Source organism: Paraburkholderia sp. EG287B (assembly GCF_040965595.1).
Taxonomy (GTDB): Bacteria; Pseudomonadota; Gammaproteobacteria; order Burkholderiales; family Burkholderiaceae; genus Paraburkholderia.
In genome coordinates this window covers 184,319-203,357 of the sequence record NZ_JBFRCG010000011.1, presented here as the reverse complement: position 1 = coordinate 203,357, position 19,039 = coordinate 184,319, and the positions used below count along the sequence as shown (strand labels likewise).

The following is a 19,039-nucleotide window of genomic DNA, read 5'->3' as shown; positions in this document are numbered from 1 at the left end:
GCGTTACCACTTGCAGCACCTGTATCCAGCAATCGGGCTGACAATCGCTCGCATGTTTTCAAAGGTTCTCAGGGAGAACGACATGCGAAAGATGGCAGCCGTTTTGGTGCTGGCGGGGTGTGCGGTGGCAGCTGGCCCCGCGAGCGCGCACGATCACGGCGGTGACGTGGTGGGTGCGCTGGTTGGCGGCGCGTTGATTGGCGCCGCGGTGGGCGCCGTGCTCAACAGCGGCCCGGCGGTGGCCTACCCGGCTCAGCCGGCCTATGTGCAGCCCGCGCCCGTGTATGCCGAGCCGGCGCCGGTTTATGTCGCCGCCCCGGCCGGCGCGGCGTGTTACGACCAGTATTCGGGCCGCTACGTGCCCTGCGCACCGGCCCAGCCTGCACCGCCGCCGCAATATGACGACGGCTACGCGCAGCCCGGCTACGGACAACAGCCGGGTTATGCCCAGCCCGGCGGCGGCTGGTAATGCCTGAAGCGGCGCACGCGACGGTGCGCCGCCCATCACCGGTTGCTCCGCGCGCCTAGCCCGTCTGCTCGACGGGCGTCACCCTCAGGTTGAGTCGCTGCGTCAAGCGGATCACGCCGACTTCCACCGCGCGATCAATGCGCGAAACGTCGAAGAGACGCTGCAGCGTATCGATGCCGTCGACGGGCACGCCATCGATCGTCACGATCGTGTCGTCCGTGCGCAGGCCGCCCAGCGCAGCGGGACTGCCCTTGACGATCTCCATCACCCGCACGCCCGTGGTCGCGCTCAAGTCGAAGTAACGCTGCACCTTGCGCGCGATCGGCACCGTGGTGCCGGCAATGCCGATATAGGCACGCCGCACCCGGCCGTGCGCGAAGAGCTGCGTGATGACCCACTTTGCCGTGTCGATGGCCGTGGCGAAGCAGATGGCCTGCGCACCCGGAATGATCGCCGTATTCACGCCGATCACCTGACCGGCCGAATTGATGAGCGGCCCGCCCGAGTTGCCCGGATTGAGCGCGGCGTCGGTCTGGATCACGTCGTAGATCATGCGGCCGGACTCCGAGCGCAGCGAGCGGCCGAGCGCCGACACCACGCCCGTCGTCACCGTTTGCGCGAGGCCGAGCGGGCTGCCCACGGCGATCGCGATCTGCCCGACACGCAGGCCCGCCGAATCGCCGAGCTGCGCGTGCGGCAGCGCCTCTGCCGCGCCGATACGCAGCACGGCGAGATCCGTGCTCGGGTCGTCGCCGACGAGGTCGGCACCCTGCGTCGTGCCGTCCGCGAGCGTCACGCTCAGCTTGCTGGCGCCATGCACGACGTGGCTGTTCGTCAGCAAGTAGCCGTCGGGCGTGAACAGGAAGCCCGAGCCGCTGCCGCCGCGCGCGGGCGCCTGGCCCGATGCGCGGCGCTCGACGGCAATATGCGCGACGGCGGGCTGCACGCGCTCCAGCGCGCCGATCACGGTTCGCGAATAGGCGTCGAGGAGTGCGTCGTCGTCGAAGCCCGGGCGCTGGCCCGCGCCGTCGGGAGGGACGCCGCGAGCCAGATCGTCAATGAAGGAAGGTCGTCTGCCCACGATCTGAATCTCCGAAAAAAGTGGGCTGTACATGCAGGGGGCGCGCGACGTTTTCAAGAGCGCGCGCCGGGTCGGCCGGAACGTCAAGCTTCTGATCGAGTCTGCCAGTCCGCTGGCGAGCGCCCTGCAAAAGAAAAAAGCCCGCTCGCGCGGGCTAATCCATGCTCGGGTGACATGGCGAGGTTAAGCGGGAATTCGCGGCGCGGGGCGCGCGCAAAGCAAACGTGTGAACCGGTGAGTCAGGCGGCCAGCGCCTCGCGCACCGTTGCGCCGCTCGCAGCCCGACGCGATTCGAGCTCGACCATGAGCGCGTCGACGGTGCGGAACTGCGACGGCGTAATCTGGACGAGGTCGAGCAACGCGCAGAGGCGCGTGTACCAGTAATCGAATGAAAAGACTGCCGGCGTCGTGCCAGCGGATAACGAGGGTGCCATCGCGCGCGTGATATGCGCGATTTCGTCGTCGATGAATCTCATGGTTGCCCCCGTGCACTGGTCCAACGTCTTATGAAAACGTGTCTCGCCACTTTAGTTCGGCGGCGGCGCGTGTCCAGCTATCACATCGGATAGGTCAGGTTCAAAGGTCAGACCTCAACCTTTCAGACGGCTTGTTACGGTCCCCTTAACGTCGCCAGCCGTGGCCGTAATAGCCGCCCACGCCAACCCCGATATCCACCGACGGCGCCGCATAGTAGCCCGGCGCATAGCCATAGCCGTAGGCCGGCGCAGGCGCGTACGCATACGGCGGCGCCACCACACAACCGGTGAGGCCAGCCGACAAGCCAACCAGAGCAATAACGCAGAAGAGTGTTTTCATCGTCGTTCTCCTATGCCACTGATTGTCGACGAGCCACGCCGCGGCAAGGGTTTGGAAAAGCAACGATGTGTGTCCACAAATTACAACCGCACACAGCGGCCGCTGCGCGCTTGTGGAGTGAGACAGGGGCGTGTTAGCGAGCGAAAGCGTTGAGGCCTGTGCAAAGCGATTGACTGCTTGGGGGCTGCTTGATAGATCGCACTACGAACTAAATGACCTGGCAGTTAGCTCGTAGTGCGCAGAGATGAGGCTGAACAAGCTTTGCTTTTGAGCAGCCTCGCCAGTTTGCTCGACGGTCGCTGGAAAAAGCGCCCAGGCCCGAAGGCCCGAGCGAAGCCGTCGCGTCAACGACGGCGGAGGTATTCGTTCAGGTATGCGAAACGCCTGCGCGGGATCTTCGCAAGCGTTTCAGCAGTATTGCCGTGTTACGGATGGTTATACATCGCGTTCCAGTCGGCCTTGGACACCGCCGGGCGGCCTGCATCCGAGTTGCCGGCTGCCACGCCGCCATAGCCGCTCGTTGCGCCGTTCGCGGCGGCTACCTTGGCTTCGGCTGCGAGAAGATCGTCGGGGTAGTGCGGGTCCGCCCCTGCGCCCGGATGCCAGCCCGCCTTCGCGAGCTGCTCGAGCTCGGCGCGCACCTGGGCGCGGGTCACGGGCGCATTCGATTGCGCGAACGATGCCATCGGCACCACGAGTGCAACGGCAACGGCTACGGTCTGGATCAGGGACTTCATGCTAACTACCTCCTTTGGCTTTTGATTCGGTGCGACAACGTGTCTGCATCCGATGAGCGAAAGTCTAGGCGGATTGCCGCCGAGGGTTAACCCTCAGCCTTCGAAGGGATTGTTCCAGGCTGGAGAAGAATGGGGCGGGGCGAAGCGCGCTTGCGGGTTACTTCCCGATACAAAAGCGGCTGAAAATCACCCCCAGCAGGTCATCGGACGTGAATTCGCCGGTAATCGAATTCAGCGACTCCTGCGCGAGCCGCAGCTCTTCGGCGAACAGGTCGAGCAATTGAGAATTCTGGTCGGCATGCGCCGCCGCCTGTGCGAGATGCTCGCGCGCCGCACGCAGCGCGATGAGATGGCGCTCGCGCGCGAGATAGACACTCTGCGCGTCCGCCTGCCAACCCGCAATGCGCAGCAGCTCGGCGCGCAGCAGGCCGACACCGTCGCCCTGTTTCGCCGAAAGGCGCAACTCGCAAACATCGCTGCCGTTCTCGGCACGACGCTTCGCCACTTCGGGCGGCACACCGGTCAGGTCGGTCTTGTTGAGCACGCGTACGACCGGCACACCGGCGGGAAAGCGCGCGGCGATCACCTCGTCTTCGGCGTTCATACCCGTGCGCGCATCGAGCAGATGCAGCACTACGTCTGCGCGGCCGATCTCGCTCCACGTGCGCTCGATGCCGATCTTCTCGACCTCGTCCTCGGTGTCGCGCAAACCTGCCGTGTCGATGACATGCAGCGGAATGCCTTCGACCTGGATGGTTTGGGAAATCTTGTCGCGCGTCGTGCCGGCCACGGGCGTCACGATCGCGAGCTCCGCACCTGCCAGCGCGTTCAACAGCGACGACTTGCCCACGTTGGGCTGCCCCGCGAGCACGACCGAAAGACCCTCGCGTAGCAGCGCGCCCTGGCGCGCTTCGGAGAGCACGTGGTCGAGCTGCTCGCGAATGCGTGCGAGCTTGCCGCGGGCATCCGCGGCCTCGAGGAAGTCGATCTCTTCCTCGGGAAAATCGAGCGTCGCCTCCACCAGCATGCGCAGCGTCACGACGTCGTCCACGAGCGCATGAATGTCGCGCGAGAACGCGCCGTCGAGCGAGCGGCCCGCCGAGCGCGCCGCCGCTTCGGTGCTCGCCTCGATCAGGTCGGCCACGGCTTCCGCCTGGGCCAGATCGAGTTTGTCGTTGAGGAACGCGCGCCGCGTAAATTCGCCGGGTTCCGCGAGGCGCAGCCCGAATTCGCGGCCGGCCTCGATGCAGCGTTGCAAAACGAGTTGCAGCACGATCGGGCCGCCGTGGCCCTGCAGTTCGAGTACGTGCTCGCCGGTGTACGAATGCGGCGCGGGGAACGACAGCGCGATACCCCGGTCGAGCACCGTGCCGGCGCCGTCGAGGAACGGCACGTAGCTCGCGTGGCGCGCAACCAGCTCCTGGCCCGTGAGGGCCTGCATCAACGCAGCGGTCGCCGCCGCGCCGGCGCGGCCGGCCGACACGCGCACGACACCAATCCCGCCGCGTCCGGGCGCAGTAGCAATGGCGACGATGGGATCGGAATCGGTGGCGAGCATGATGGGCGGACCGTAGAGCAGGGCTGGAATCGGGATGGAGTGCGGGGACTCGCTGCGGTCTTGCGAGCACTCGCAAAACGCGAGGCATTGTAACGCGCCGGACAGAGCGTTTTCCGGCTGGAAGCTCGGCTAAGAATCGTCTCGCTTTATCTTAATTTAGCTAAGATTAGTCTTAGAGAATTCTGTCAGATTTCACAGAATTCGGGCGCTGGACCCCACCGACGTCTTGCCACAAGCGAACTCGCGGAGATCTCGACCAAAGTCATACGCCAACCATAAGCAGGTGAATTTTCACTTTTACACGTTAAATGTAGCCTAACTGGTTGTCATCTTCGGCGATTTCGGGTTGCACAATCTGGCCCATGCCGACCTCCAACGAAAAAGCCGCTTTTGCCGAACGTCTCAGGTTCGCCATGAAGCGCGCGCCCGAAAAACTACGCGGCAGCACCGACCTGGCGAACCGGTTCAATCTGCGCCATCACGGCGAGCATCCGGTTTCGCCGCAAACCGCTCACAAGTGGCTGAGCGGCCGCACCATTCCCACCCAGGACAAGCTGGAGACGCTGGCGAAATGGTTCGACGTGGACATCCACTGGCTGCACTACGGTCCTCCGGGTAACGCAGGCGCCGGCGTGCCGCGGCCGCGCAAGCCTGACGGCAAATATCCGGTTTCCGAGGAAACGCTCGAACTGGCCTCGAAGATCGAGTCGCTCAGCGCCCATCACCGCTATCTCGTGCAGGAACTGGTCGCCCAATTCTACGGCGACGCGGACAAGAGCTAACGCGCGCACCCGAACGCTGCGCTCTGCGTCGTCAAGGAAATGGCGCTCCGATCATGCAAAAAGCCGTCCGGTTCGCACCGGACGGCTTTTTTTCGAGCCTTGATTCAGGTGGCGGCATCACTGCCGCCCCGGCGCTCAGGCGAGCTTCTTCTTGCCTTTGCCCATCATGCGCGTGATGTAGTACTGCTGCGCGATCGACAGCACGTTGTTCACGACGTAGTACAGCACGAGGCCGGCCGGGAAGAAGAAGAACATGACCGAGAACGCGATCGGCATGAACATCATCATCTTCGCCTGGACGGGGTCCGGCGGCGTCGGGTTCAGCTTGGTCTGCACGAACATCGAGACGGCCATCAGCACCGGCAGGATGAAGAACGGGTCCTGCTGCGAGAGGTCGTGAATCCAGAGAATCCACGGCGCGCCGCGCATTTCCACCGACGAGAGCAGCACCCAGTACAGCGAGATGAACACCGGGATCTGGATCACCACCGGCAGACAGCCGCCGAACGGGTTCACCTTCTCGGTCTTGTAGAGCTCCATGAGCGCCGCGTTCATCTTCTGCGGGTCGCTCTTGAAGCGCTCGCGCAGCGCCTGCATGCGCGGCGTGATTTCCTTCATGCGCGCCATCGACTTGTAGCTGGCGGCGGAGAGCGGGAAGAACACGGCCTTGATGAGCAGCGTGAGCAGCACGATCGACCAGCCCCAGTTGCCCACGTAGCCGTGGATCTTCTCGAGCAGCCAGAAGAGCGGCTTGGCGATGATCGTCACCCAGCCGTAGTCCTTCACGAGTTCCAGGCCCGGCGCGATGCCTTCGAGCATGCGCTCTTCCTGCGGACCCGCGAAGAGGCGCGCCTGCACGGTGTCCGTCGCACCCGGTGCGATCGTGCCGAGCGGCTGCTTCATGCCCACGCGATAGAGCGAGTTGTCGAACTTCTCGACGTAGATGCTGCGCTTGACGCCTTGCTGCGGAATCCACGCGGTCGCGAAGTAGTGCTGCACCATCGCGATCCAGCCGTTATCGGCCTGGGTCACGAAGTCGGCCTTGTTCTTGTCGATGTCGCCGAACGTGATCTTCTGGAAGTGATGCTCGTTCGAGTACACCGCCGGGCCGATGAAGGTGTGCGAGAAGCGCGGCGTTTCGACCGGCTGGCTGTCACGCACGATTTCCATGTAGAGCGTGGGCGAAACCGGCGCTCCGCTGACGTTCTGCACCTTCCAGTCCACGCCGATCACGTAGCTGCCGCGCGTGAACGTGTAGGTCTTGGTGACCTTCACGCCGCCTTTCTCGGGCGACTGCAGCGCGATCTGGAAAGAGTTGGCGTCGCCGGTCAGCTCGCGCGGGCCTTCGACTGCCGTGAACACGTCGTTGTGGTTCGGGAAGTCGCCGCCGAGCAGGCCGGTGCGCGCGAGGTACGTGTGGTCGTTGGTGTGGTCGAACAGCGTGATGTACTGGTCGGGACCCTTGCCGTCGGCGCTTTCCTTGACAAGCGAAAGCTTCACGAGCGTGCCGCCGCGCGTGTCGATCACGCCGTCGTAGACGTCGGTGCGAAAGTGAACGAGCTGTGCTGCGGCTGCAGCCGGCTGGGCGGTGTTCGTCGGCGCCTGGCCCGCGGCGGCGGCCGTCGGCAGGTCGGACGCGCCGTTGGCGGCGCTAGCCGGCGCAGGGCCGCTCGCGGCGGTTTGCGTCTGCGTTTGCGTCGCGTTCGGGAAGAACATCGACTGGCGTCCATGGTCGCGCTGCCAGTTGTCGTACAGCATGACAGCTGACATGAAGAAGATGACCCATAGGACGGTGCGTTTGATATCCATGCGTTGTCTCAGTGTCGATGGAATGGCGCGTCAGCGCTTTTTCGGAGATGCAGGCGGGACGAGATCGACGCCGCCCGCCGAAAACGGATGGCAGCGGCACAGCCGCCGCGCGGCGAGGTAAGTCCCACGCGCGGCGCCATGATACTGGATTGCCTCGCGTGCGTAATCCGAACAGGAAGGATAAAAACGGCACCGGCTGCCGAGGAGGGGACTCACGGCAAGCTTGTAGAAACGCAGCAGTGCGATCAATACCGTTTGCATGGCGTTGCGGCCTGGCTGCGCCGCGTTCGATGACGAACCACGTGCCGCTTGCGCGGCGGCGACGTCGGATATGCCGGACTCGCGCGCCCCGCTCATGATGCGCGGGTCTTGCTCTCGTCCGGCGGCAAATCTTTACTGGCCTGGGCCTGCGCCGGTTTCCCGGCTGCCTGCCCAGTTGGTGCCGCAGCCTGCGTTGCGCAAGGGGTGCGCGCAGATGTCGCAGGCACGGCGCCGCCACGCCGCGTGACTTCGCGCGCGGCCTTTTCGAGCAGCGTCTCGATCTCGCCGCGGCACAAAGCTTTGAGCCCCGGCGAAGACGCGCCCGGCAGCGCCTTGCGGTCGAACTTCGTATGCAGGCGCAGCAGCAGGTCGAAACCTTCGAACTGCACACGACGCACACGAAACGCTTCGCGGGCAATCCGGCGCACCAGGTTGCGCGTGACCGCGCGCGGTGCGTACTTCTTGCCGATCACGAGTCCGAGCCGCGCCTCGTTGCCGGTGGGCCGGCCGTACACGACGAAGTGCTCGGTGCGGCGCCAGGGGCGCAAACGAAAAACGGATGAGAACTCATCCGTTTTCAGTAGCCTTGCGGCTTTCGGAAAAGCGGCTTGCGTTCGCGACGGCATGACGCCCCGATCAGTTACCAGGTTCGTCCTGTTCGCCGTGCTCGCGAGCGGGCCGCTACCCGTGATTTCGCTGATAGCGATGCTGCCCGACTTAGACGGCGAGGCGCTTGCGACCCTTCGCACGGCGTGCGTTGATCACTTTGCGGCCACCGGCGGTCTTCATGCGCACGCGGAAACCGTGGGTACGCTTGCGACGGGTAACGGAAGGTTGGAAAGTACGTTTCATGTTGCTCTCACTGTTGAGTTTTGACCGCGGCGAGCATCGCGGAAAAAGGCAATGGCCGGTGGTACTAGGGATTGGTTTTCGAGGAACCCGCTATTTAAGCCGGTTTTTCGTTGGCCGTCAATAGGTTAGGCGATCGAACCTTCCGGGACGGGCGCGCAGCGCCTGCATCGGCCGCGGCGAGGGCACGAACGAGCGTGCGTTGATCCGTCCCTGTGGATAACTTCCTGGTGAGGGGATTTCGGCGTTAGAATCTCGCCTATCCCAAGAATCCTGCATGCCGCTCCGGCCCGCCTGCTTGCCGCAAGACCTTTGCCGCGCGGGCTTCCGGAGCCATTGCCGTCGCCTCGTCAGGGCCTCGTCGCATCTGTGCGACAAGAGCGAAGCGACCGCAACGCATGCAAACAAAACGACCACAGCAACTCGATGAACGAATTCTGGCAACACTGTTCCGCACTACTGGAGCGTGAGCTAACGCCCCAGCAGTACGTGACGTGGATTAAACCGTTGGCCCCGGTTGCCTTCGATGCTGCGGCGAACACGCTGCAGATAGCCGCTCCCAACCGTTTCAAGCTCGACTGGGTCAAGAGTCAGTTCTCGGGCCGGATCACCGATCTCGCGCGCGACTTCTGGCAAACGCCCGTCGACGTGCAGTTCGTCCTCGACCCGAAGGCGGGCATGCGCGCGCCTCATGTCGCACCGGCACCCGCCGCGGCATCGCGCAGCCCGCTGGCTGCCGCGCCGGCGTCCGCATCGGTCATGAGCGCCGCCGCCGCGCCGCACCCGGCCGCCGTGACGGGCGGTACGGGACTCGCGGGCATGGTGCAAGCCGCGTCGGCCGCCGCCGCGCAGGCCACCGCCGAAGACGCCGCCGACCTCGACCTGCCGAGCCTCGACGCCAACGAAGCCGCCGCCGGCCGCCGCACATGGCGTCCGGGCCAGGGTGCGGCTGCGGCCGCTTCGAGCGGCGAGCCCGACCCGACCTACGAGCGCTCGAAGCTCAACCCGGTGCTCACGTTCGACAACTTCGTGACGGGTAAGGCGAACCAGCTCGCGCGCGCGGCCGCCATCCAGGTCGCCGACAACCCCGGCATTTCGTACAACCCGCTGTTCCTCTACGGCGGCGTGGGCCTCGGCAAGACCCACCTGATCCACGCGATCGGCAACCAGCTGCTGCTCGACAAGCCGGGCGCGCGCATCCGCTACATCCACGCCGAACAGTATGTGTCCGACGTGGTGAAGGCCTACCAGCGCAAGGCGTTCGACGACTTCAAGCGCTACTACCACTCGCTCGACCTGCTGCTGATCGACGATATTCAGTTCTTCTCGGGCAAGTCGCGCACCCAGGAAGAGTTCTTCTACGCGTTCGAGGCGCTCGTCGCCAACAAGGCGCAGGTGATCATCACGAGCGATACCTATCCGAAGGAAATCTCGGGTATCGACGACCGTCTGATCTCGCGCTTCGACTCGGGCCTGACCGTAGCGATCGAGCCGCCGGAGCTCGAAATGCGCGTGGCCATCCTGATGCGCAAGGCGCAGTCGGAAGGCGTGAGCCTGAACGAGGACGTGGCGTTCTTCGTCGCCAAGCACCTGCGCTCGAACGTGCGCGAACTCGAAGGCGCGCTGCGCAAGATCCTCGCGTATTCGAAGTTCCACGGCCGCGAGATCTCGATCGAGCTGACCAAGGAAGCGCTCAAGGACCTGCTGACGGTGCAGAACCGCCAGATTTCGGTCGAGAACATCCAGAAGACGGTGGCGGACTTCTACAGCATCAAGGTCGCCGACATGTATTCGAAGAAGCGCCCGGCGAACATCGCGCGCCCGCGCCAGATCGCCATGTATCTGGCCAAGGAGCTCACGCAGAAGAGCCTGCCGGAAATCGGCGAGCTGTTCGGCGGCCGCGACCACACCACGGTGCTGCACGCCGTGCGCAAGATCGCCGACGAACGCACCAAGGACGCCCAGCTCAATCATGAGCTGCACGTGCTCGAGCAGACGCTGAAGGGGTAATACGCATCAGGCGGCAACGGAATGGCGGGGCGGACGTCGCATCCCGAAAGGTTTGCCTTGTTTATTTCGCGGATCGCCCCCAATTTAGGGAAGTGGTCCGTTTTCAGGCACAATATGGGTTTAACCGCCCGGCGGTCAGGGGCGGGAACCACCGCCGCGGCCTGTGCCGCATTAACCGCCTGAGCGGCGCCAAAGCCGCGTGACTTTCGTGGGGTCACGTCGGCAAAACCGGCGCCAGGCGGGCGCGCAGTCCGTCACATCAACGAAGGAACTCTATGCAACTGGTCAAGACCGAACGCGATAACCTGCTGAGGCCGCTGCAAACGGTGAGCGGCATTGTCGAACGCCGCCATACGTTGCCGATCCTCGCCAATCTGCTGATCACCAAAACCGGTTCCGACGTCTCGTTCCTGTCGACCGACCTCGAGTTGCAGATCACCACGACCGCCGACTTCGGCGTCGGCAACGACCAGGTGGCCACGACCGTCGCCGCACGCAAGCTGCTCGACATCCTGCGCGCGATGCCCGACGGCCAGGTCACGCTCACGCTCGCGGACAAGCGCCTCACGGTGCAGTCGGGCAAGAGCCGCTTCGCCCTGCAAACGCTCGCCGCGGACGAGTTCCCCACGGTGGCGCAGGCGAAGGACTTCGGCGCGAACCTCGCGGTGCCGCAGAAGACGTTCCGCCAGTTGCTCGGCATGGTGTATTTCGCCATGGCGCAGCAGGACATCCGTTACTACCTGAACGGCATGCTGCTCGTCGTGGACGGCGACCAGCTCATGGCAGTCGCCACCGACGGCCACCGCCTCGCGTTCTCGTCGATGAAGATCGAAGGCTCGTTCGCGCGCCAGGAAGTCATCATCCCGCGCAAGACCATTCTCGAACTCCAGCGCCTGCTCGAAGACATCGACGACGTGCTGAAGATCGACATCGGTTCGACCCAGGTGAAGTTCACGTTCGGCCAGGTCGAGCTCGTCTCGAAGCTCGTGGAAGGCAAGTTCCCCGACTTCCAGCGCGTGATCCCGAAGGCGCACAAGAACACCTTCCAGATCGGCCGCGAAGAACTGCAACGCTCGCTGCAACGCGCGGCGATTCTCACGTCCGACAAGTTCAAGGGCGTGCGCTGCATCATCGAGCCGGGCCAGCTCAAGATCATGTCGACCAACGCCGACCAGGAAGAGGCGCAGGAAGAGCTGGAAATCGCCTACCAGGGCGACACCATCGACATCGGGTTCAACGTCACGTATCTGCTCGACGTACTCGCGAACCTGAAGGTCGACACGCTGGAAGTGAGCCTCGGCGACGCCAGCTCCAGCGCGCTCATCACGATTCCCGAGAACGAGGAATTCAAGTACGTGGTGATGCCGATGCGCATCTAAAAAGCGCGACAGAAGAAGAACACCAGGGGGCGCTGCGCCCCTTTGGCGTTTTTATGGCTTTTTGAAAAAGTCTCGAGCAGTAACACAGGCAGTACGCAGAACCGGAAAATTCCATGACTGATACGAACAACTCGCAACCCGACAACAGCAGCTACGGCGCCTCGTCGATCCAGATCCTCGAAGGTCTGGAGGCAGTGCGCAAGCGCCCCGGGATGTACATCGGCGACACGTCGGACGGCACCGGTCTGCACCACCTCGTCTTCGAAGTGCTGGACAACTCGATCGACGAAGCCCTCGCCGGCTACTGTAACGACATCCACGTGGTGATCCACGCGGACAACTCCATCTCGATCACCGACAACGGCCGCGGCATTCCCACGGACGTGAAGATGGACGACAAGCACGATCCGAAGCGCAGCGCCGCCGAAATCGTGATGACGGAACTGCACGCGGGCGGCAAGTTCGACCAGAACAGCTACAAGGTCTCGGGCGGCCTGCACGGCGTGGGCGTGTCGTGCGTGAACGCGCTTTCGAGCTTCCTGCGCCTCACCGTGCGCCGCAACGGCAAGAAGCACTTCATGGAATTCCACCGTGGCGTGCCGCAGAACCGCATTCTCGAAGAGCGCGACGGCCACGCGATCTCGCCGATGCAAGTGCTCGGCGACACGGAAAATCGCGGCACCGAAGTGCACTTCATGGCCGACGAAACCATCTTCGGCAGCGTGGAGTACCACTACGACATTCTCGCCAAGCGCATTCGCGAGCTCTCGTTCCTGAACAACGGCGTGCGCATCCGCCTGACCGATCAGCGCACCGGCAAGGAAGACGACTTCGCCTTCGCGGGCGGCGTGAAGGGCTTTGTCGAGTACATCAACAAGGCCAAGCAGGTCCTGCACCCGAACATCTTCTACGTCTCGAGCGAGAAGGACGGCGTGGGCGTGGAAGTGGCGATGCAGTGGAACGACAGCTACAACGAAAGCGTGCTGTGCTTCACGAACAACATCCCGCAGCGCGACGGCGGCACGCACTTGACCGGCCTGCGCGCGGCGATGACGCGCGTGATCAACAAGTACATCGCCGACAACGAAATCGCCAAGAAGGCCAAGGTGGAAACCTCGGGCGACGACATGCGCGAAGGTTTGTCGTGCGTGCTTTCGGTGAAGGTGCCGGAGCCGAAGTTCAGCTCGCAGACGAAGGACAAGCTGGTTTCCTCGGAAGTGCGCGCGCCGGTGGAAGACGTCGTGGCGAAGGCGCTCGAAGAGTTCCTGCTCGAAACGCCGAACGACGCGAAGACCATTTGCGGCAAGATCGTCGACGCCGCGCGGGCGCGTGACGCGGCGCGCAAGGCGCGCGAAATGACGCGCCGCAAGGGCGTGCTCGACGGCGTGGGGCTGCCGGGCAAGCTCGCGGACTGCCAGGAAAAGGATCCGGCGAAGTCGGAGGTCTATATCGTCGAGGGCGATTCGGCAGGCGGCTCGGCCAAGCAAGGCCGCGATCGCAAGTTCCAGGCAATCCTGCCGCTGCGCGGCAAGGTGCTGAACGTCGAAAAGGCGCGCTACGACAAGCTGCTGTCTTCCGAGCAGATCGTCACGCTGATCACCGCGCTCGGCTGCGGCATTGGCAAGGACGACTACAACCTCGACAAGCTGCGCTATCACCGCATCATCATCATGACCGACGCGGACGTGGACGGTGCGCACATCCGCACGCTGCTGCTCACGTTCTTCTATCGCCAGATGCCGGAGATGATCGAGCGCGGCTACGTGTATATCGCGCAGCCGCCGCTGTACAAGCTCAAGGCGGGGAAAGACGAGCGTTATCTGAAAGACGATTCGGAGCTCAACGCGCATATGCTGCGTCTCGCCCTGCAAGGCTCGGAGCTGGTGCCGAACGAAGGCGCCACGCCGATCTCCGGCGACGCGCTCGGCGAACTCGCGCGCTCGTACCAGCTTGCGCGCGGCGTGGTGGATCGTCTCTCGCGTCTGTACGACGAGCGCGCGCTCGAAGCGATCATGGACGGCGTGGCGATCGACCTGTCGAGCGAAGCCTCGACCGAAGCTTCGGCGCGTGCACTCGAAGCGCAGCTGCGCGACGATCCGCTCAAGCCTGAAGTGAGCGTGGTGCCGATGTACGATCAGGTGCGCGAGCAACGTTCGCTGCGCGTGGAGCGCCGCCATCACGGCAACGTGAAGGTCTCGGTGATCGACGAGGAGTTCCAGCTCACCGCCGACTATCAGCAGCTCGTGAACACGGCCAATACCTTCAAGGGCTTGATCGGCAAGAACGCCGTGATCAAGCGCGGCGAGCGCAGCATGGCCGTGAACGACTTCAAGAGCGCGATGAAGTGGCTGATCGCGGATGCCGAGCGCAACGTGTCGAAGCAGCGCTATAAGGGGCTTGGCGAGATGAACCCCGGGCAGCTGTGGGAAACGACGATGGACCCGACGGTGCGCCGTCTGCTGCGCGTGCAGATCGAGGACGCGATCGCCGCCGATGGCATCTTCACAACGCTCATGGGTGACGATGTCGAACCGCGTCGCGCGTTTATCGAAAGCAATGCGCTGCGGGCGGGGAATATCGACGTTTGATCGTCTGTTGCTGTCATTGAACAACAAACGCCCGGTTTCCCGGGCGTTTGTTTTTTGTACGGTCGCACGCCGCAACTCAAGCCGCAAATCCCACCGGGATGACATAGACGACGCTCTGCCCGGCAGGCAAACCGAGCGCCTGGGCTGCCTGCGGCCCGTCGACCGCGCCCACGGGCACGGCGACGAGCCCCAGCGCAACGGCCTGCAGCAGCATGTTCTGGGCGGCGTGCCCGGCCTCCAGGTCGCTATACACACCGGCTCTTCCCCCATACCGCTGCTTGAGCCGGCCGGGATCGGCAGCCACCACGATCAAGGCTGGCGCCGCCCCGACAGACGCCTGGTTGAGTGCAAGCGCTTGCAGCTTGGGGCGCATATCGGGCGTTGCTCGCGTCTGCGCGCGGTGGCCTTGAGGCACGTAGTGCATCACCTCCGCGGCGGTCACCATGTAGAGTTCAAGCGCATACAAGGCGCCGGCCGAAGGCGCCGCGCGCTTGCCGTCCGGGCTCGTCACGCCCTGGCCGGCCCACAGCAGCTGGCCGATGGTCTCGACAGGCAGCGCGTCGGACCGGAACCTGCGCACGGACCTGCGCCGCTGGATGGCATCCTCGAGAGAGACCGTGCCGGAGACTTTGGGCTTGGGCAGTTCGATCTCGTCGGTGTACTTCGCCGGGCTCGCCTGTGCCTGGCCGGTGGAAACCTGGGTCATTGCGCCCGCAGCTAGCGCGGCCAGCAGTTCACGGCGTTTCATCCGGCGCCTCCATGAGTGACGGAGCAGGCCTCAATGGCCTTCGATTCTTACTATTTCACCTTTTCGAGCGACACTCGGGCCATGGCGCAATTTGATCAACAGTCACCACTGGCCCACTCGCAGAAGTTATAGACCGTAAATTCGAGATTGCGAGGTCCGATTCAACGTCGCGATTTTCACCAGCGAAAAAGCGCCCTTGAAGGCGCCATTTTTTCGTCTGGAAGACAGCGGAAATTCGCGTCCTGCACTATCCACAGCCCCCAGCGGATAACTCTCGGAAAACCCCAGGAAATCACTGTGCATGAATCGGGGATAACTTCGTCTGCACGCAAACTGTGGAAAAGTTGCCAGCAGCAATCTGGCGTTGTCCCGTTAACGCCCGCAAGGTTATGGTTTTTCCACAGCCTTGTTTACTCAATGGTTTTCCGGGGTTATCCACAGATTACCCAGGGGCTTGTTAACTATTACTACGTTTACGTATACATACGTTATTAAAACCTTAGAACCCTCGCATCGGAAACGAAGATGCCGCCGTAAACGTCCCGGCGGCATCGTTCAAACCGTGCGAATCGCATAGCTCATGCGAGCGGAATATAAAGCTCGGTCCTCAGGTCATCCGGCGCCGCCTCATCGGGCGTATTCAGATAAACCTCGAACGATGGCGCCGAAAAGTCCGGCGTGCGTCCGAGCTTCTGCAATCCTTCGTTGTAAAACCACATCCACACCTGGCCCAGCCCTTGATACGGCCCCTTGTACAGCACCATCGCGTGCTCGCCGCCGCGCAGCTGGAACTTCTCGACCGGCGCCACGACCTCCACATCGGTTTCGTGCCCCAGATGCAGCGCCGCCTTTGAGCGCAGCTTCGACTCGTCGACCGTATTGGGATCGTCGTAATAGATGCCGACCATCTTCGAGCCCGACGTGCGCACGTTGCGCTCGCCGAGCCATTGCGCGAGCGTGTAGAACGCGTCGCCGATCTTCATGTACGGACCCACGTGGCTGACGGCGAGCAGGTCCATCGGCTCGAGGGTGAGGAGTTTCACGTCGTGGTTTTGCATGATGGCGTCTCCTGGTGCGATGGCCGCGCGAATGCGCAGCGCCTGCGGACCAAGATAGCACCACGCTCCGTGCGACGTCCCTGACGTGCCGGGCGCTCGAACCTCACAAGCTCACGCGCGTCACCGGATGCGCCTCGAGCCACGCGTTCTCTTCGTCGTCGTAGAGCCGCGAGCGCGTGAGAAAGCGCAGGCCCGTGGGGCGTTCGAGCGAAAACATGCCGCCGTTGCCTGGCACGGCGTCGATGACGAGCTGGGTGTGCTGCCAGTATTCAAACTGCGCCTGGGTCATATAGAACGGCATCCCGCCGATTTCTCCCAACTGCACGTCGGCATTGCCGACCATGAACTCGCCGACGGGAAAGCACATGGGCGCGCTGCCGTCGCAGCAGCCGCCCGACTGGTGAAAGAGCAGGGACCCGTGCTCGCGCGCCAACTGCTCGATCAGCGCGAGCGCGGCCGGCGTGGCGATAACGCGTTCGACCATGTCGTGATGCTCCTCTCAAGGTGCAATGATGGAGGCGTCGCGCGCGGCTGCGGCTGCTCGACCGCAAAACGCCGCGCGCGACGCACAGGGCACACCGTGCGATCAGAAGAACCCGAGCGGCTGCTCGCTATAGCTCACGAGCAGGTTCTTCGTCTGCTGGTAGTGGTCGAGCATCATCTTGTGGTTCTCGCGCCCGATGCCCGACTGCTTGTAGCCGCCGAACGCCGCGTGCGCCGGGTAAGCGTGGTAGCAGTTGGTCCACACGCGTCCCGCCTGGATCGCGCGGCCGAAGCGATAGGCTCGCGTGCCGTCGCGCGTCCACACGCCTGCGCCGAGGCCGTAGAGCGTGTCGTTGGCGATTTCCAGGGCTTCCTCTTCGGTCTTGAAGGTCGTGACGGACACCACGGGTCCGAAAATTTCTTCCTGGAAGATGCGCATCTTGTTGTGGCCGCGGAAGACGGTGGGCTTCACGTAATAGCCCTCGCCGAGTTCGCCGGCGAGGCTGTTGCGCTCGCCGCCGATCAGGCATTGCGCGCCTTCCTGCTTGCCGAGGTCGATATACGAGAGGATCTTCTCGAGCTGCTCCTGCGAGGCTTGCGCGCCGATCATCGTCTTCGTGTCGAGCGGATGGCCCTGCTGGATCGCCGCTACGCGCTTGAGCGCACGCTCCATGAAGCGGTCATAGATCTTCTCGTCGATGAGCACACGCGACGGGCACGTGCACACCTCGCCCTGGTTGAGCGCGAACATCGCGAACCCTTCGAGCGCCTTGTCGAAATAGCTGTCGTCGTGGTCGAGTACGTCGGCGAAGAAGATGTTCGGGCTCTTGCCGCCCAGCTCCAGCGTCACGGGAATGATGTTCTGGCTCGCGTACTGCATGATGAGGCGGCCCGTCGTGGTCTCACCCGTGAAGGCGATCTTGGCGATGCGCTTGTTCGAGGCGAGCGGCTTGCCGGCTTCGAGGCCGAAGCCGTTCACCACGTTGAGCACGCCGGCCGGCAGCAGGTCCTGGATCAGTTCGGTGAGCACGAGGAACGACGCGGGCGTCTGCTCGGCGGGCTTGAGCACCACGCAGTTGCCGGCCGCGAGCGCCGGCGCGAGCTTCCACGCGGCCATGAGAATCGGGAAGTTCCACGGGATGATCTGGCCGACCACGCCCAGCGGCTCATGGAAGTGATACGCGACCGTATCGTGATCGATCTCGGAGATGCCGCCTTCCTGCGCGCGCACGCAGCCCGCGAAATAGCGGAAGTGGTCGGCGGCGAGCGGGATGTCGGCGGCGAGCGTTTCGCGCAGCGGCTTGCCGTTGTCGATGGTCTCGGCCACGGCGAGCTTGTGGAGGTTCTGCTCGATGCGATCGGCAATGCGGTTGAGAATGTTGGCGCGCTCGGTGGGCGAGGTCCTGCCCCATGCGGCCTTGGCCTTGTGTGCGGCGTCGAGCGCGAGTTCGATGTCGGCTTCACGCGAGCGCGGGATGGACGTGAACGCGTGGCCGGTGATGGGCGAGACATCGTCGAAATACTCGCCGCCGAGCGGCGCGACCCACTCGCCGCCGATGAAGTTGCCATACTGCTTCTTGTACGGGAATTCGGTGGTCAGGAATTGCATGTCCGCGTGATTCATCTGCGTGCTCCTCTGTGTTCTCGATCTCGATATGGATGGACGCGGCGAGGCCGCGCTACCGCGGCACGCTAACGCGAGAACCATGCCAGCGCGGCGCGCCGCCGGGCAGTCGCGGCCTGGCGCGTGCATGCCGCTCGAATGCGCGGCGCGCGATCCTTCAGGGCCGCGAAAGGATTGCGTCAGGCCGGAACAGGAGCGCGGCCAACTGCTCAAGAAGTGAACAGCCTGGGAGCGCAATAGCGGCGGGAGTCGGAGATTTGCGGCGCGCGGGCCGTACTTGCGGTAGGCTTTGCACCCGTAACAGTCAGGAGAGTCTGCATGTCGAGTACATTTGTTTGCCGCAACCAGTCGTGCGGCACCCCGTGGGAACAGAACGAGGTGGTGATCAAGAACGAAGGGCAGGGGCCCTTGTTCCGGTGTCCGCTGTGCGGCGCCCGCAACTACCTGGAGCAGTTCGAAGACGACGATGGCAACGTTGTCTACGAACAGGTGGACGGCAAGCCGTTCCTCTGAGCGCTGGCGGCTAGAGGTTCTGGGCCGCGAGCATGACGCCGAAGAAGAGGCCGAAAAGCGAGGCGAGCGGATCGGCGTTGGATCGTCTGGATTCCGAAGCTTTTTGCCGTCCATACCGTTACGGACCTGGCAAGCGTGGCAAGTGCATGACCGGCTTGCCGACTACCGGTGAGGCACGAGAGTCGGGCAACGAGGCGCCGCTTTCAGCGGCGTCCATCCCCAATTTAGTCGGACTATTTGTTACCTATCCATACGGGTAGGCTGGCGAGCGCCC

The 19,039-nt window shown here is 63.7% G+C and carries 18 protein-coding genes and 1 pseudogene; 6 read left to right on the top strand and 13 right to left on the bottom strand.

Annotation, left to right across the window (positions count from 1 at the left end; all coding sequences use genetic code 11):
* The first annotated feature begins 82 nt into the window (after positions 1-82).
* Complete coding sequence (locus tag AB4Y40_RS21470; RefSeq protein ID WP_368689480.1) at positions 83-469, top strand: ecotin precursor; 387 nt, start codon at positions 83-85, stop codon at positions 467-469.
* 55 nt (positions 470-524) lie between these two features.
* On the opposite strand, the gene AB4Y40_RS21465 is transcribed toward AB4Y40_RS21470, so the two are convergent.
* From AB4Y40_RS21465 to mnmE, 5 genes are all read right to left on the bottom strand, one after another.
* Entirely contained in the window at positions 525-1,550 is a 1,026-nt protein-coding gene (locus AB4Y40_RS21465) for a S1C family serine protease (protein ID WP_368689479.1), read from the bottom strand.
* 239 nt (positions 1,551-1,789) lie between these two features.
* Positions 1,790-2,026: a hypothetical protein gene (locus tag AB4Y40_RS21460; RefSeq protein WP_368689478.1), complete on the bottom strand. Its 237-nt coding sequence runs from the start codon at positions 2,024-2,026 to the stop codon at positions 1,790-1,792.
* Positions 2,027-2,171: 145 nt separating this feature from the next.
* Positions 2,172-2,366, bottom strand: coding sequence for a hypothetical protein (locus tag AB4Y40_RS21455; protein ID WP_028203247.1), 195 nt, complete (start codon positions 2,364-2,366; stop codon positions 2,172-2,174).
* Between the two features lie 425 nt (positions 2,367-2,791).
* Positions 2,792-3,103 (bottom strand): DUF4148 domain-containing protein, encoded by a 312-nt coding sequence (locus AB4Y40_RS21450; protein WP_110383218.1) that lies wholly within the window; start codon positions 3,101-3,103, stop codon positions 2,792-2,794.
* A gap of 157 nt (positions 3,104-3,260) precedes the next feature.
* The gene (gene mnmE / locus AB4Y40_RS21445; protein ID WP_368689477.1) at positions 3,261-4,661 is read right to left on the bottom strand and encodes a tRNA uridine-5-carboxymethylaminomethyl(34) synthesis GTPase MnmE; all 1,401 of its coding nucleotides are present in this window, start codon (positions 4,659-4,661) and stop codon (positions 3,261-3,263) included.
* A gap of 362 nt (positions 4,662-5,023) precedes the next feature.
* On the opposite strand from mnmE, the gene AB4Y40_RS21440 reads away from it, so the two are divergent.
* On the top strand, positions 5,024-5,443 hold the full coding sequence (locus AB4Y40_RS21440; protein ID WP_368689476.1) for a helix-turn-helix domain-containing protein: 420 nt from the start codon (positions 5,024-5,026) through the stop codon (positions 5,441-5,443).
* Positions 5,444-5,578: 135 nt separating this feature from the next.
* Here AB4Y40_RS21440 and yidC read toward each other — a convergent pair whose 3' ends face one another.
* The 4 genes and pseudogenes from yidC to rpmH form a co-directional block, all read right to left on the bottom strand.
* The gene (gene yidC, locus AB4Y40_RS21435; RefSeq protein ID WP_368689475.1) at positions 5,579-7,252 is read right to left on the bottom strand and encodes a membrane protein insertase YidC; all 1,674 of its coding nucleotides are present in this window, start codon (positions 7,250-7,252) and stop codon (positions 5,579-5,581) included.
* Positions 7,253-7,282: 30 nt separating this feature from the next.
* The gene (yidD, locus tag AB4Y40_RS21430; RefSeq protein WP_028203242.1) at positions 7,283-7,513 is read right to left on the bottom strand and encodes a membrane protein insertion efficiency factor YidD; all 231 of its coding nucleotides are present in this window, start codon (positions 7,511-7,513) and stop codon (positions 7,283-7,285) included.
* A gap of 203 nt (positions 7,514-7,716) precedes the next feature.
* Positions 7,717-8,139: pseudogene (gene rnpA / locus AB4Y40_RS21425) on the bottom strand (ribonuclease P protein component); the annotation flags it as partial.
* Positions 8,140-8,230: 91 nt separating this feature from the next.
* The gene (rpmH, locus tag AB4Y40_RS21420; protein ID WP_026120950.1) at positions 8,231-8,365 is read right to left on the bottom strand and encodes a 50S ribosomal protein L34; all 135 of its coding nucleotides are present in this window, start codon (positions 8,363-8,365) and stop codon (positions 8,231-8,233) included.
* A 423-nt stretch (positions 8,366-8,788) separates the two neighbouring features.
* Here rpmH and dnaA point away from each other — a divergent pair, with 423 nt between their 5' ends.
* From dnaA to gyrB, 3 genes are all read left to right on the top strand, one after another.
* Entirely contained in the window at positions 8,789-10,372 is a 1,584-nt protein-coding gene (gene dnaA / locus AB4Y40_RS21415) for a chromosomal replication initiator protein DnaA (RefSeq protein ID WP_368689474.1), read from the top strand.
* A gap of 275 nt (positions 10,373-10,647) precedes the next feature.
* Entirely contained in the window at positions 10,648-11,751 is a 1,104-nt protein-coding gene (dnaN, locus tag AB4Y40_RS21410) for a DNA polymerase III subunit beta (RefSeq protein ID WP_028203240.1), read from the top strand.
* A gap of 113 nt (positions 11,752-11,864) precedes the next feature.
* Entirely contained in the window at positions 11,865-14,339 is a 2,475-nt protein-coding gene (gene gyrB, locus AB4Y40_RS21405; RefSeq protein ID WP_368689473.1) for a DNA topoisomerase (ATP-hydrolyzing) subunit B, read from the top strand.
* Between the two features lie 76 nt (positions 14,340-14,415).
* Here the strand turns inward: gyrB and AB4Y40_RS21400 are convergent, their stop codons facing one another.
* The 4 genes from AB4Y40_RS21400 to adh form a co-directional block, all read right to left on the bottom strand.
* Positions 14,416-15,087, bottom strand: a complete 672-nt coding sequence (locus AB4Y40_RS21400; protein WP_368689472.1) for a SagB/ThcOx family dehydrogenase — start codon at positions 15,085-15,087, stop codon at positions 14,416-14,418.
* A 578-nt stretch (positions 15,088-15,665) separates the two neighbouring features.
* Positions 15,666-16,145: a GyrI-like domain-containing protein gene (locus AB4Y40_RS21395; RefSeq protein WP_368689471.1), complete on the bottom strand. Its 480-nt coding sequence runs from the start codon at positions 16,143-16,145 to the stop codon at positions 15,666-15,668.
* A 103-nt stretch (positions 16,146-16,248) separates the two neighbouring features.
* Complete coding sequence (locus AB4Y40_RS21390; protein ID WP_368689470.1) at positions 16,249-16,629, bottom strand: DUF779 domain-containing protein; 381 nt, start codon at positions 16,627-16,629, stop codon at positions 16,249-16,251.
* A gap of 102 nt (positions 16,630-16,731) precedes the next feature.
* Positions 16,732-18,252 carry an aldehyde dehydrogenase gene (adh, locus tag AB4Y40_RS21385; protein WP_368689469.1) on the bottom strand — a complete coding sequence of 507 codons (1,521 nt, stop codon included), beginning with the start codon at positions 18,250-18,252 and terminating at the stop codon, positions 16,732-16,734.
* A 318-nt stretch (positions 18,253-18,570) separates the two neighbouring features.
* On the opposite strand from adh, the gene AB4Y40_RS21380 reads away from it, so the two are divergent.
* On the top strand, positions 18,571-18,765 hold the full coding sequence (locus tag AB4Y40_RS21380; protein ID WP_368689468.1) for a hypothetical protein: 195 nt from the start codon (positions 18,571-18,573) through the stop codon (positions 18,763-18,765).
* The last annotated feature ends 274 nt before the right edge of the window (positions 18,766-19,039 follow it).